The 13534-nt window shown below is 44.1% G+C and carries 14 protein-coding genes and 2 riboswitches; of the genes, 8 read left to right on the top strand and 6 right to left on the bottom strand.

Features of this window, described 5'->3' with window-relative positions; all coding sequences use genetic code 11:
- The first annotated feature begins 120 nt into the window (after positions 1-120).
- Positions 121-1032, top strand: a complete 912-nt coding sequence (locus HFA01_RS18345) for a DMT family transporter (RefSeq protein WP_146818824.1) — start codon at positions 121-123, stop codon at positions 1030-1032.
- A 60-nt stretch (positions 1033-1092) separates the two neighbouring features.
- Positions 1093-2244, top strand: a complete 1152-nt coding sequence (locus HFA01_RS18340; protein WP_146818823.1) for an AI-2E family transporter — start codon at positions 1093-1095, stop codon at positions 2242-2244.
- 29 nt (positions 2245-2273) lie between these two features.
- Here the strand turns inward: HFA01_RS18340 and HFA01_RS18335 are convergent, their stop codons facing one another.
- From HFA01_RS18335 to HFA01_RS18325, 3 genes are all read right to left on the bottom strand, one after another.
- Positions 2274-2828, bottom strand: coding sequence for a cysteine dioxygenase (locus HFA01_RS18335; RefSeq protein ID WP_146818822.1), 555 nt, complete (start codon positions 2826-2828; stop codon positions 2274-2276).
- Positions 2829-2845: 17 nt separating this feature from the next.
- Positions 2846-3748: a DMT family transporter gene (locus HFA01_RS18330; protein ID WP_146818821.1), complete on the bottom strand. Its 903-nt coding sequence runs from the start codon at positions 3746-3748 to the stop codon at positions 2846-2848.
- A 181-nt stretch (positions 3749-3929) separates the two neighbouring features.
- The gene (locus HFA01_RS18325; RefSeq protein ID WP_146818820.1) at positions 3930-4922 is read right to left on the bottom strand and encodes a YeiH family protein; all 993 of its coding nucleotides are present in this window, start codon (positions 4920-4922) and stop codon (positions 3930-3932) included.
- A 111-nt stretch (positions 4923-5033) separates the two neighbouring features.
- On the opposite strand from HFA01_RS18325, the gene HFA01_RS18320 reads away from it, so the two are divergent.
- On the top strand, positions 5034-5924 hold the full coding sequence (locus HFA01_RS18320; RefSeq protein WP_146818819.1) for a LysR substrate-binding domain-containing protein: 891 nt from the start codon (positions 5034-5036) through the stop codon (positions 5922-5924).
- Between the two features lie 54 nt (positions 5925-5978).
- Positions 5979-6311 carry a GNAT family N-acetyltransferase gene (locus HFA01_RS18315; RefSeq protein WP_146818818.1) on the top strand — a complete coding sequence of 111 codons (333 nt, stop codon included), beginning with the start codon at positions 5979-5981 and terminating at the stop codon, positions 6309-6311.
- 418 nt (positions 6312-6729) lie between these two features.
- Here HFA01_RS18315 and HFA01_RS18310 read toward each other — a convergent pair whose 3' ends face one another.
- Positions 6730-7935 (bottom strand): MFS transporter, encoded by a 1206-nt coding sequence (locus HFA01_RS18310; protein ID WP_146818817.1) that lies wholly within the window; start codon positions 7933-7935, stop codon positions 6730-6732.
- 103 nt (positions 7936-8038) lie between these two features.
- Between HFA01_RS18310 and HFA01_RS18305 the strand changes: the two genes are divergently transcribed.
- The 3 genes from HFA01_RS18305 to ytvA all read left to right on the top strand — a co-directional run bounded on the left by HFA01_RS18305 (position 8039) and on the right by ytvA (position 10340).
- Positions 8039-8887: a LysR family transcriptional regulator gene (locus HFA01_RS18305; protein WP_146818816.1), complete on the top strand. Its 849-nt coding sequence runs from the start codon at positions 8039-8041 to the stop codon at positions 8885-8887.
- On the top strand, positions 8884-9453 hold the full coding sequence (locus HFA01_RS18300) for a nucleotidyltransferase family protein (RefSeq protein ID WP_146818815.1): 570 nt from the start codon (positions 8884-8886) through the stop codon (positions 9451-9453). The genes HFA01_RS18305 and HFA01_RS18300 overlap by 4 nt, the downstream gene beginning before the upstream one ends.
- 95 nt (positions 9454-9548) lie before the next feature.
- Positions 9549-10340 (top strand): YtvA family blue-light photoreceptor, encoded by a 792-nt coding sequence (gene ytvA / locus HFA01_RS18295; protein ID WP_146818825.1) that lies wholly within the window; start codon positions 9549-9551, stop codon positions 10338-10340.
- Positions 10341-10439: 99 nt separating this feature from the next.
- Here ytvA and HFA01_RS18290 read toward each other — a convergent pair whose 3' ends face one another.
- Positions 10440-11732, bottom strand: coding sequence for a nucleobase:cation symporter-2 family protein (locus tag HFA01_RS18290; RefSeq protein WP_146818814.1), 1293 nt, complete (start codon positions 11730-11732; stop codon positions 10440-10442).
- The gene (locus tag HFA01_RS18285; protein WP_146818813.1) at positions 11729-12316 is read right to left on the bottom strand and encodes a xanthine phosphoribosyltransferase; all 588 of its coding nucleotides are present in this window, start codon (positions 12314-12316) and stop codon (positions 11729-11731) included. The genes HFA01_RS18290 and HFA01_RS18285 overlap by 4 nt, the downstream gene beginning before the upstream one ends.
- A gap of 165 nt (positions 12317-12481) precedes the next feature.
- Positions 12482-12583: riboswitch (purine riboswitch) on the bottom strand.
- Positions 12584-12721: 138 nt separating this feature from the next.
- Positions 12722-12906, top strand: a riboswitch (cobalamin riboswitch).
- 138 nt (positions 12907-13044) lie between these two features.
- Here HFA01_RS18285 and HFA01_RS18280 point away from each other — a divergent pair.
- Positions 13045-13515 (top strand): acyl-CoA thioesterase, encoded by a 471-nt coding sequence (locus HFA01_RS18280; RefSeq protein ID WP_146818812.1) that lies wholly within the window; start codon positions 13045-13047, stop codon positions 13513-13515.
- The last annotated feature ends 19 nt before the right edge of the window (positions 13516-13534 follow it).

Genomic DNA, 13534 nt, shown 5'->3' with positions numbered 1-13534 from the left:
CCGCCACATCATTTTATAACCCTTCAGGAAGATACCTGAAGGGTTATTTTTGTATTGTGCGTTTCGTTTAGATTTGGTAAAGTATAGAAATATTGGTAGGAGCGGATGGGGGTCAACATAATGAGACTGTACGGTGCTTTACTCTCCTTAAGTTTAATATGGGGGCTATCTTTTGTTTTTATAGAAACGTTAATCGGCACAGCCGGGGTGTGGGGGACTGTCTTTTTAAGGTGTCTTGCTGGAGCTGTGATTCTTCTTCCTTTGGTTTTAAATAAGTGGAGGAAGCATCAGCTACCCCGATCGTTTCCATGGGGTAAATTGATCATCATAGGCGTGTTCAATGCGGGTCTCCCCTGGGGGTTGATTGCTTTAAGTCAAACCGTGTTGACTAGTAATACTGCAGCTGTTCTCAATGCCACGACCCCCATTATGACAGGCTTGATTGGATTTCTAGCTTTCTCGGCTTTATTAAATAGATGGCAATGGATAGGGATCGTTGTAGGTTTTATCGGCATTCTGGTATTGACCGGTTTTGAGTTTGGAAATATCCAATCCGGCCACTTCATCGGTATCGGAACAATGATTCTGGCAACCTCATGTTATGGATTTGTTTCACACTTTACAAGAAGGCACTTGCGGGGATTTGATGTGGTTCTTCTGACTGCTGTTGCCCTCCTTGTAGGAGCGGTGGTAGGTTTGACTGGCATTCTATGGACACAACCTGCATTGTTCAATACTATCGGGCAAAATATGAACGTTACCTTTATAATCAGCGTGATCGGTTTAGGGTGTGTAGGTTCTGGAATCGCTCATTTACTTTTCTATTATATGATCGACCGGGGGAGTGCGGAGTTTGCAAGTATGGTGACTTATCTTGTTCCAGTGACCGCTCTTTTTTGGGGGCACCTCCTTCTTGGAGAACCGGTCACAAGTCAGTTGCTTATAGGTCTTGGTGTGATTTTTGCAGGTGTATATCTTTCTACGAGAAAAAAACGTGTGACGCGTTCCTTAGAAGGGAAGAAAGCAAGTTAAGGTTCGTTTTTTATAAGTGTGATAGAATGTGACTAACGATGCAGTTGAGGGGAAATGCTTATGAACCGATGGGATTCCACACCGGTCATCCGCTTTTTCGGAGGTCGGAAGCTTTTATTCATTTTAGGAGTACTCCTGCTGATAGGATTGAACATCCTCGTCTTTTCAAGTGTAGGATTCATTTTCGATCCTTTCTTAGTTTTTATTAAAACGGTAGCTTTGCCGTTAATTCTTTCGGTTGTCGTCTATTATTTACTGCGACCGATCATCAATTTACTTGAATCCTGGAGAATCAAAAGGATCTGGGGGATTTTAATCACCCTTCTAGCGCTCGTAGGGATCATCACTATGCTTGTGGTCCTGATTATTCCATTTCTAGAAAAGCAGTTGATCAGTCTGGCTGAAGAGCTGCCGCGTTACTTACAAGATTTAATTAATACCATTGATGAATGGTTGAGGAATTCGATCTTTTCTGCTTACTACACGAATTTATTTGAAGATGTGGATGGAATGATCAAACAGATTCCTGATTATATATCTTCTTACGCTTCTGAGACCGTAGAAGGGATTACGAATATCATTTCAACGGTGACGAATGTAGTGGTTGCGCTTGTAACCCTGCCGTTCATTCTCTTTTATTTGTTGAAAGATGGGCATCGTCTCCCTTCTTTTATCATAAGGATGTTCCCGCCGAAGGTTCGTCCGGAAGTATCCAGTGTCTTCAAAGGCATTGATCATCAATTGTCGGCTTATATTCAGGGACAAATCATCGTAAGCTTCTGTATCGGACTTATGATGTACATCGGCTTTCTGATTATTGGACTGGAGTATGCTTTGTTACTTGCTGCGATTGCCAGTGTGACAAGTGTAGTTCCATACTTAGGGCCTGTCATAGCGATTACACCTGCGTTGATTATATCGATTGTGACGTCCCCCTTTATGGTTGTGAAACTTGTCTTTGTCTGGACGATTGTACAGTTGCTGGAAGGGAAGTTTATATCCCCGCAAATCATGGGGAAGAGTTTGCATATTCATCCCGTCACGATCATCTTTGTGTTGTTGACGGCGGGTCATTTATTTGGGATCGTCGGCATCATTTTAGCTATTCCCGGCTATGCGATTTTGAAGGTGGTCGTATCTCACCTCTATTACTGGTTTCAAAAGCGGTATAACCGGTTTGTAGAGGAAGAAAATCAGTATAAAATTCAGTAAAGAAGGAAGTGGCTGAGCCACCTCCTTCTTTATTTTTGTAATTTGATTTCTTTCAAACGCTGCCGTTGTTCTTCCGGCCACCATGCTCCACAGTCACTGGATACGACGCAGGCAGCACAGGTTTCGAGATCATAGACACGCATGCCACGGATAGGTGGAGAATAGAGGTGCAGGGTCACAAGTGGTGTTGTCCCTTCTCTGCCCATTTTATGAATCCCTTTTTCAGGAGCGAAAAAGAGACTTCCATTCTCCTTGAATTCTGTAAAGAGAGGAAAAGGTAATGCTTCCCCATAGGCTTGATAGACCGTTTGCTTGGTTGTTCCATTCATTACTTGGATCCAGCCTGTGGACTGCCCGTGATCGTGAGGCGCACATTCAATATCTGCCCAGTTCATAACAATCATTTCCACATCATCATCTTCATATATCATTTGGCGGTAATAGGGCTTCCCTTCAGGGTCATCTAAATAGGGAGCTAATTCATCTAAAGTGACGTCCAGCTCAATCAATTTTTTTTTCAGTGTTTCGGGGGAATGGTCATTAAGTTTTTCGAACGCTTCCTTTACTCGTTTGATCATCTTCATAATAGAAATCCTCCTTATTAACCATGTTTTCTAAATGAAAATCTTCCCTGGACGAGCATGACACCTGTGATGATCAAAAGTCCTCCAAAAAGGGAAGAGGCAATGAAATTCTCATTCAGCAGGATGATGGCAGCGATGAGTGTAGCCAGTGGTTCGAAATAGAGAAAAACGGAGACCTGCGTTGCCTGCATCACCTCTAATGCTTTTGCCCAATACCAGTAGGCGATGGCCGACACAAAAATGCCGAGAAAAAGCAGGTGGGCCCAGTGCTCGGGTGAGAGTGTACGTAATTGGTCCACGCCATGGTTCCTGATGAAGAAAGGAAGGGTCAAAAAGAACCCTGTGGTGCTCATATAAAAGGTCAGGACAAGAGAAGGTACAGGGACGGATAATTTTTTTAAAAGGACGGAATAGACGGCCCAGTTCAATGTGCTTGCGATCATAAGAATATAACCAAGACTCAAGGAGAAGCTGAAGGTGTGCCCCCTCCCAATGGTCGTAATCATGAAAACACCTGTTACGGCAATCGTAATGCCAGCAATTTTCTTCAGGGTAAGCTTCTCCTGCAAGAAAATAAAAGACAGAAAAACTGTAAATATCGGGGAGAATGAAATCAGCCAGCCTGCATCGGATGCGTGGATGGTCAGCAGGGCAGTCGCCTGAATCACTTGATGGACGAATACTCCAAGGACTCCTAAGATGAGTACATGTGGAAGATACTTGATATGTATTTTCAAAGGGTATCGGAATAAAAGTACCATCAATAATAAAAAGATCGCCCCAATTCCAAACCGGACGACAAGCAGCGAAAAGGGATCCAACTTTTCTAAAACGGCTTTGGTGGAAACGAAAGACACACCCCAGAAGGTTATGGAGAGGAATGCATAGAGCGAAGCTCCGATTCGCGATGAAGAACTCATAGACCGTGTCCTTTCCTCATATAGTCTCCCTTCACTATATGCGGGAAAAGGACAAGCATGAGCCTCCAATCTTCTATTCTATCGTAACAGAATGATTTGGAAACGATACTTTTTCGACGAATACTCTGATCATTAGACAGGAAGTGTCGAACAAAAAAAGCCTAAGGAATCCTTAGACTTTTCAAATGATCCAATATGTGAGAAGTGAGAGCAAAATGGATGTCACAATCAATAAGAGCATGGGCTTTAATGCCCGGTGTCTGACATCATGGAAACTTACGCTGAGACCGAGACCAACCATGGCCATCGTTAATATGAAGGAAGTCAGCGTAGAGACGGCATTCATGGCTGTTGCAGGAATCGTAAGAATGGTTCCATTCACAAAGCTTCCGAATAAGCTCATCAGGACAAAACCAATAAGGAACCACGGGAAAGTGATGGAGGAACGGCTTTCTTCTGTTCCTTTCTTTTTCATAAACCAGATCAGCAGCAGGCTGAACGGTACAAGCAGAAAGACACGACTGAGTTTGGCGACAAGCGCCATTCCCAGGCCATCATCTCCAGCAGGTTCTCCGGCAAGAGCAACGTTCGCCACTTCGTGTAAACTGATTCCCGCCCACATTCCGTAAGCTTCTGCATCCACCGGTAGAAGGGGGCGGATAAGGGTGTACCCAATGGCGAATAATGTACCGACTACGGATATGACACCTGCACTGATGGCCGTATCTTCTTCTTTTGCTTTTAAAATGGGCGTGACGGCAGCAATGGCAGATGCTCCGCATATACCTGTTCCGATCCCGAGAAGTGCCATCATCGATCGGTCGGCATCAAATAGTTTGGCAAAAAAGAGCATAAGTCCGATCGCAAATACGATGACAACCGTTCCTTTTAATAAAAGAGGGAAGCCCTCTTGAAGAATGACGTTGATGTTTAATTTTAATCCGAACAGAATAATCGCTAGACGCAATAATTTTTTTGCTGAAAATTGGATTCCTGTGCGCATGGTCTCTGGATAACCGAAAAAATGACGGTATAAAACGGCTAGGAGAATGGCTGTCGCAAGAGGACCGACCTGATTCAACAGCGGAAGCATGGCGAGTAGAAATCCGACAGCTGCAACGATGGCTGTAAATCCAATTCCTTTTAGAAGAGGTTGATTATAAGTGTCGTTCATCGATGGGACCTCCTTTGTTTCCTTTATCTATCATACGCTCCGGGTAGTTATTCGTAAAATAAAACTTTATAATGTTAATCATAGAAAAAACGAATGATTGGAGCGGTTCTTTTGGATTTAGAAGCATTGAAAACCTACATCACCGCTATCGACGAAAAAAGTTTTACAAAAGCATCTACGCTTTTGAATTTGTCGCAGCCAACGGTGAGTGCACATATCAAGAATCTGGAGCGTTTTTTTCAAACGTCGTTAATTGATCGTTCACCCAAACATTTCGAAGTGACAGCTACAGGAGAGATGGTTTATCGAAGGGCTCGACAGGTGCTGGGGCTGCTGGATAAAGCCAGGAATGAAGTGAAGCAATTCCACGAACAGGTAGGCGGGCACATCAATATTGGTGCGAGTTACACGGTGGGAGAATATATCATTCCTTCGATTTTAAAAACTTTTGATGATCGGTATCCAGCGGTTGAGTTGCAGGTGCGAATTGCTAATTCTGAACGAATCAACCGGGAAGTCCAGCAGCACGAACTTGATTTAGGGCTTGTAGAGGGAAAAGTGACGGAGCAGGGATTGAGTTCCATTCCATTCATGGAAGATGAAATGGTCGTGATTGTTCCTGAAACTCATCCTTTGAGAAAATGTAACGAGGTTACATTTCAAGATTTACAAGACCATTCATGGATTACACGTGAAGGAGGCTCGGGGACGAGGGCTATGCTGGATTATATGTTGGAGTCATCAAATATCCGACCGAAAAAGACGATTACGATTGGAAGCAATCATGGAGTCGTTCAAGGAGTGAAGGAAGGACTGGGGCTTTCTTTTATATCAAAAACGGTTGTGAAACATACGGACGCAGCGGAGTTAATCATGCATCTTCCTTATATCCACTCCACAACGCGATCCTTTTCCATCGTCACCCCATCCAATGAGGAGGAAATTACGGAAGATGCTCAAGTCTTCATTCAGCACGTCATGAAATTGTATGAATTGTCATAAAACCATTACATTCATTTGGACGTGGCTTTGTTATGATAGAAGGGAGAGGGAAGTTTGGTTTGGTTCATCGAACAACTACAGAAAGAAGATCTTCGCTATGTGGTTAGAATGGTCAGAACATCGATCTTGAATATATCCCCCCGGTTTTACAATCAAGAGCAATTGACAGCTTGGGCGGATGGGGTGAACAATGATCCCCACTTGCATCAACGTTTTCTGAACGCTTACTCACTCATCGCAAAGGACGGTGACCACCACATCATAGGTTTTGCCAGCCTAATTGGAGCCCACATCGATTTTTTGTACGTAGCCGCAGACAGGCAAAGGGAAGGTATAGCTACTCAGTTGCTTTACTTTTTAGAGGAACAGGCAAAGAAAGATGTGTGAACGTGCTCACGACCGAAGCGAGTGCTGTAGCGAGACCATTTTTTCAGAAGCGAGGATATGCCATTAAGAAGGAACAGGTGAAATGGATTCGAGGAATATCGATAAAAAATGTGCAAATGTTTAAAAAGGTGCATAAGTAGTAGGAACTACGGGTATCGTCTTTTATAGAAAAAGTTGAAACGTTTGTGCAGTCCCGTTCGTAATGAAGATGGATGTGTTTCTGTGCCAAATCTTATTTCAAATACTGAGGTGAAAAAATGAAGAGACTAGACCAGATTGTCGACTATTTGAAGACGCTGGGAGTTGAGGTCGAGAAGGTGTCTCGCGCACCGAAGGAAGAGACGAGATAAGCAGAGCTAAATAACACCACCCAAGGTATGCTCCTACATAAAGAAGCATACCTTTTTGCTGGGCGATTTTAAGCCGGTCTTGTGATTTGTTGAAATGCCGGTCGTTTGGACTGAATATGTGCCCATATCACACCACCTGTAACCAGAAGGAGCAGGCAGAGGAAAACGACAGGGGCTCCGTAGGAAGAAGCAAGAACACCAAAGAGTGGACCGGTCACGACGACAGACGTTTGATTACAAAGCATGCGCAAGCTGGACATGCGGCCATGAAAACGGGAATCCGTTGCCATTTGCTGCACGGATTGCAAAAGGGCACGGACAAAAGATGTACCCAGCCCGATCAAAAGAAAGCCAAGGAAAGCTAAAGGAACGAGAGTGGTGAAACTAACGATTGCAAGCCCAGTAGCGGTTAGCAGGAGTGACCACACGCCGATGCGGTTCTGACATTTTGCCCACCACCATGTACCGATAAGCCCAGCAAGGATACCTCCGATGGAAAACGTGCTGTCGAGCATTCCATAGATGAGCGCAGTCTGCTTTAAATGTGAACTCGTATACACGCTTAAAAATCCCAAAGTCGTGTGGAAGGTAAGTTGTCCAAGCATAAGCATGACGAACAACCCATAAAGCATCTGGTTTTGATGTACATAAACGAACCCTTCTTTCATCTCATCCCAAAAGGAGGAGGAGTTCCTACGATTCTTCACCTCAACCGGGGTGTAGCGAATCATCTGGATGGTTGCTGTAGCCCCCGCATATAAGGAGATGACGATCAACAGCGAGGTTTCAACGGATAGGAGTCCGGCCAAAACCCCGCCCGCAGCCGCTCCCGTTAAACTTCCTGTAACCGTGGCTGACCCGGACCAGGAAAAGATTCGAGGGAGCGAGTCTCTCGGAAATACCTCAGCCACAAGAGCTTGTAAGGACGGACGGAATAATGACCCAGCCGTTTGCATAATCATATGGGCGGTAATCATCAACCATGGATGTTCAAAACCCCCCACAAATGTCCCCGTTAACAAAACTAAACAGATGATGCTAATCATGCCTGCTAGGCGCGCAAGCTTTTTACGGTTGCTTCGATCAACCAGAACCCCAAAAATGACGTTTGAAAAAAGACCGGGGATGAATCCAAAGCTCACGAACAAACCGGTGTACAAAGCATCTTCCGTCCATTGATATAAAAACCACGTAATGAGGACGAAGTACATCGCCCGACCACTCTCATATAAGAAATATCCGCCCATCAGTTTTCTGATATTCGTTTTGTTCATGTTCTCCCTCCTCTATCTACATTGATCGTACTCGGTTTTTAGTGATTTGGATAATATTGCATTATAATTATAAGTGATAAGAAATTTTTATGGGGGACTGTTCATGAAGATTGAGGACTATCAGCTTCTACTCGATTTGAATCAATGTAGAACCATCCGAAAAACGGCAAAGTCTATATTAATATCCCAACCGGCGATCACCCAGCGTCTGAAATACATAGAAGAGCATCTGGGCGGGAAGATTTTTCTCCGTACTCCGAAAGGGCTGCTTCCCACGCCTTTCGGAGAAGTTGTCTTGACTCATGCAGAAAATGTGCTGGATCAGGAGGATATGTTGCAGGAGAAGTTGGCACAAGTCGAGGGAAAAGTAGCCGGTACACTTTCGCTCGGAGCTTCTTCCTTATACAGCCAGCACTTTCTTCCTGACCTCCTTCAATCGTTCACAAAAGCTTACCCAGATGTAACCATCGATCTTGTCACAGGAGTAAGTGAAGAAATACGACAAGCCGCCTCCCCCTTTCATATTGCCATCGTAAGAGGAGAACCAATCGAAGACTATGAATCCTTCCACCTATGGAGTGATCCTCTTTTTCTCTTAGATACCGTGCCCATAGGAAAAGGAGAGCGTCCTCTAATTGAATTCAAGAGTGATCCGGGCTTTCAGAAACTCATTGAAACCTGGATGGCAAGAGATCGTGGCATCTTGGTCAAACGTTCAATCAAGGTCGATCACTTTGAAACAGCTAAACAAATGATGATGCGTGGGCTCGGAATGACGGTCCTGCCTTCAAGCATTATTTATGAAGAAAAGGACACTTACAGTTGGTTGCCACTAGAGAAGGAGGGGCAAGCAATGGTCCGGGAAACCTGGGCCTGTGTGAAACCGGGGAGTAGAGCATTGCCCCAGGTCGAAGCTTTTCTTAATCACATGCGAAGTGAGGTGAGTGGATGAATAAGAGGGGAAAACAACTAGTAGCTGTCATCGATGAGTGGAGCCCCTATGTCCGCCCGCTGTTCGAATTGGCCCAGTCGTCTACCAAGGAGTGTTGGATCGGTGCTGGTGTAATCACTCAAAGCGTATGGAACCACCAATTCGGCTATCCTGCAGCCTATGGGATTGGCGATGCAGATCTACTTTATTTTGACGCTTCAGGGACGCTTGCGGAAGAGGAGAATCTCGAAAATCAATGGAATGCTGCTTGTATGGACCTTCCTTTTTCGATTGATGTAACGAACGAAGCCCTGGTTCACCTGTGGTATGAGGAAAAATTCAATCAGAAGATTAAACCATACACATCTGTTCAAGACGCGATTGATACGTGGCCGACGACTGCTTCCTCTATAGGGATCAAGCGAAACCGTAATGGAGAATATGACATCTATGCTCCTTTCGGTTTAGAGGATCTTTTTCAAGGCATCATTCGTCCGAATAAGCGTTTGATACCAAAAGAAGTTTATCGGAATAAAGCTGAAAAGTGGAAGGAACGCTGGCCGGAGCTATCGATTCTACCATGGTAAGAGGATGCCACTTGCATGATTGGTAGAATTCATTTTATTATTAAAGTAATTCATTCCAATCTTGAAGGGGATGTTCTACCGTGTCGGAAGAGCTCATGTTTGCTAGATTAGAAGAGATTCAACAAAATGAATTTATAAAAGCAGCGATCGACCATGTAGGTGCTGGAGTGGTCATAACGGACCCAGAGCAAGAAGATAACCCGATGATTTATTGCAACCAGGGTTTTTTGGACCTTACTGGTTATGAACGCGGGGAGATTCTAGGACGTAACTGTCGTTTCCTGCAAGGGGATGAAACGAACCCCAAGCATGTGGAACGGCTTCGGGAAGGCCTTTCTCAACAAACGCCTGTGCAAGTAGAAATAAAAAACTATCGTAAGGACGGTACGATGTTCTGGAATGAACTACATATCTTTCCGGTGTACATCGAGCAGATGGATCAGGTGTATTTCGTCGGCGTGCAAAAAGATGTGACAGAGCGTCGGGAACAGGAAGAACTGATTGCGCACTATTTGTCAGAGGTGAAAAGATTATCAACGCCGATTGTTCCTGTACAGGATAATATTTCTGTACTCCCGCTTGTCGGGACCATTGATGATGACAGACTTCAGCAGATGCTGGAAGCAGTCAGTCATCATGTGAAAGAAACGAAAGAGGATTACTTGATTCTGGACATGTCAGCTGTGCACTCCTATAACGAAGCGGTTCATATGGGGATCTACCAGATGAATCAGCTGCTGGATCTGATGGGAACAAAGCTCGTGATTACAGGGATCAAACCATCTTTTGCTATCCAAAGTGCTCCTTATGCAGATTTCAGTGAGTTATCTCTTCAGACATACGCTACAGTAAAACAAGCCTTAAAAGTATTAAGGCAACAATTATAAAAGAAAACCAGCGCCGACCATTCTACATTGGTCGGCGCTGGTCTTTTTGTGTGAAGAGAAAAGATGTAACTTCCAATATCTGTATGACCTGGTCAGGCACTAAGCGCTCTTTTCGTGTAATAGGTGAACTTCCTTGGTCTTGCGTTTCGGGAGCATATGGAAGACGATGTTGAGAACGATGGCGGTCAAGCTGCCTGCGACAATGCCGTTACTTGTAAGGATTTGTACACTTTCTGGAAGTTTAGCGAATAATTCAGGGACAACCGTAACCCCTAACCCCATCCCGACAGAACAAGCGACAATCATAGAGTTTTCATGAGATTCGGACATGACACGGCTGAGCATTTTAATGCCTTGAGAGATGACCATTCCAAACATCGCAATCATCGCTCCACCTAAAACAGCGGTAGGGATGATGGTCGTGAAGGCAGCAATTTTAGGAATGAAGCCAAGTCCAATCAACATGCCTCCCATAACCAAAATCACACGCCGGGATTTTACACCTGTCATATGCATGAGGCCGACATTTTGAGAAAAGGCGGTGTATGGAAAAGCATTAAACACACCTCCGAATAGAATGGCTATTCCTTCTGCACGATAACCACTGGCTAAATCTTTTTCATCCAATTTCTTATCTGTCATTTCGCTTAATGCGAAGTAAACGCCAGTAGATTCAACGAGTGATACCATGGCAACTAAAATCATGGTCAGAATGGCAGACCAATGAAAACTAGGTGTCCCAAAGTAAAATGGCTCGACCATATGGAAGAAACCAGATTCAGAGACGGCTGAGAAATCGACCCTTCCAAAAAGTGTAGCGATAAGAGTGCCTCCTAAAATACCAATCAGGATGGCAATGGAACGCATGAATCCTTTTGTAAAACGATAGAGAAGGATGATGAATAAAAGTGTACCAAAGGAAAGAGCAAGATTGACAGCTGAACCAAAATCATCAGCTCCCTGCCCACCTCCCATATTGTTAATAGCAACAGGAATCAATGTAATTCCGATAATTGTTACAACCGTCCCTGTGACGACAGGTGGAAAGAACCGGACAAGTTTTCCGAAGAAGCGGCTGATCAATATGACGAACAATCCAGAAACGAGAATGGATCCGTAGATGGCCGAAATCCCGTACTGACCTCCAATGGCGATCATTGGACCGACGGCTGTAAATGTACAGCCAAGGACGACAGGAAGACCGATTCCAAAAAAACGGTTGCGGACGACTTGCAAAATGGTAGCCACTCCGCACATTAAAATATCAATGGCAACAAGATAGGTAAGTTGTTCAGAAGTTAGTCCAAGCGCTCCACCAACAATTAATGGAACGAGAATAGCTCCAGCATACATCGCCAACAAATGTTGAAGGGCTAAGGCAGTTGTTTTCATGAAGATACCCCCTGTGTTTCAAACGTGATCGTTCGGTCCTCAAGTGATGAAAGGATGGCGAGGGATTCTACTTTTATTCCTTGACGACGTAAGAGGCGCCCTCCATCCTGAAACCCTTTTTCAATAATGATCGCTACACCGGCGATCGATGCTCCTGATTGTTCCACAAGGTCAATCAAGCCTTTCGCCGCCTGACCATTTGCGAGGAAATCGTCAAGGATCAAGACGTGATCATCATCAGTCATAAAGTCTTTGGATATGGAAATTTCATTTGTTTCTTGCTTTGTAAATGAGTGCACTTTTGATGTATAGAGGTGATCCTTCATAGTCAATGATTTTTTCTTCCTTGCAAAAATTGCAGGAACACCCAGGCTGAGAGCTGTCATTTGAGCGGGTGCGATTCCTGATGACTCTAATGTCAGTACCTTCGTAATCCCCAATTCTTTGAAACGTTTCGCAAACTCTTCTCCAATTTCTTTCATAAGTACAGGGTCTAGTTGATGATTTAAAAACGCATCGACTTTAATGACAGAAGATGATAAAACTTTCCCCTCTTCTATGATTTTCTTTTTCAAACGATCCATATCCAACACACCTTTCGAGTTATGTACTTATTTTCGCTCACGTACTTCTGAGCTCAGGAAGCTTTAAAAACAAAAAAGCACGAAAAGCTTGTTTTCTCTATGGAAAGCAAGTCTTTTCGTGCTGGACGATGACAAACACAATGAAACCGTGGACAGGAAAGTCCTGGTATCTTGTGCGCTTTTCATAGTCGGTTCATTTACGGTAAACCGGTAGAAACTTGCAGGCCATATCCCCGCGATTATATGAAAGTTAATATTCGAATGATATGGATAGTATATCAGTTTATTGTTCGTAATCAACCCCTTTTTTATGATTTTAAATCTCATTTTCTATATTTTGTTCGCATTGACAAGGTTGGTGGTTTGGGAGATAGTGGATGAGAAGAGAGTGGCTCTCTTTATTAAAAAAGTTGATCGCCTTATGGTGGCTTCTTCATAGAAGCTGAAAAGGGAAGTTTGGTGAAAAACCAACGCGGTCCCGCCACTGTAATGGGAAGGTGCATAGATGGATGACCCACTATTTCCTAAATGGGAAGGGCTATGTACTGTTGAACCTGAGCCAGGAGACCTGCCATAAGGAAGAACATGAATTCCTACGGGAGATAGGAGGATGTTACGTGTATTGCACCCATCAAGAGCTTTTTTCGGTTCCATGAATCAGAGGGAGAATCGTTATTTGTATCTCTCCCATTAGGGACGATCCATATTAAAAAAGGAGGAACCCATTCATGGAACCTTTGCCCGTTCATTATTCTAGAATGACACAGACAAGATTAGTGCTGCCACCAGATACCAATCACCTCGATACCATCTTCGGTGGCAAAGTTCTCTCTTATATCGACGAAATTGCGGCACTCACGGCAATGAAGCACTCGAACTGTGTTGTTGTTACGGCTTCAATCGACTCGGTTGATTTTTTATCTTCTGCTAAAGTAGGGGACGCATTGACGTTAGAAGCTTGTGTATCGAGCACAGGACGCACGTCTATGGAAGTGTATGTGAAAGTTTTTGCCGATGATCTCCTTCAAGGACGAAAAGTGATGACAACAGAATCATTCCTAACGATGGTCGCTGTAGATGTTGAAGGGAAACCGACACCAGTCCCATCCATCATACCTGAGACAGAGGAAGACAAAAGATTGTATGAAACGGCTCCATCCAGGAAGGAGCACCGAAAAAGCAGACCGGCGTTTCGATGACAGATGCTTAGTGGTTTGA

This window comes from Halobacillus faecis, from assembly GCF_007991335.1.
Lineage (GTDB): Bacteria > Bacillota > Bacilli > Bacillales > Halobacillaceae > Halobacillus > Halobacillus faecis.
This window is presented reverse-complemented; position numbering and strand designations above follow the sequence as displayed.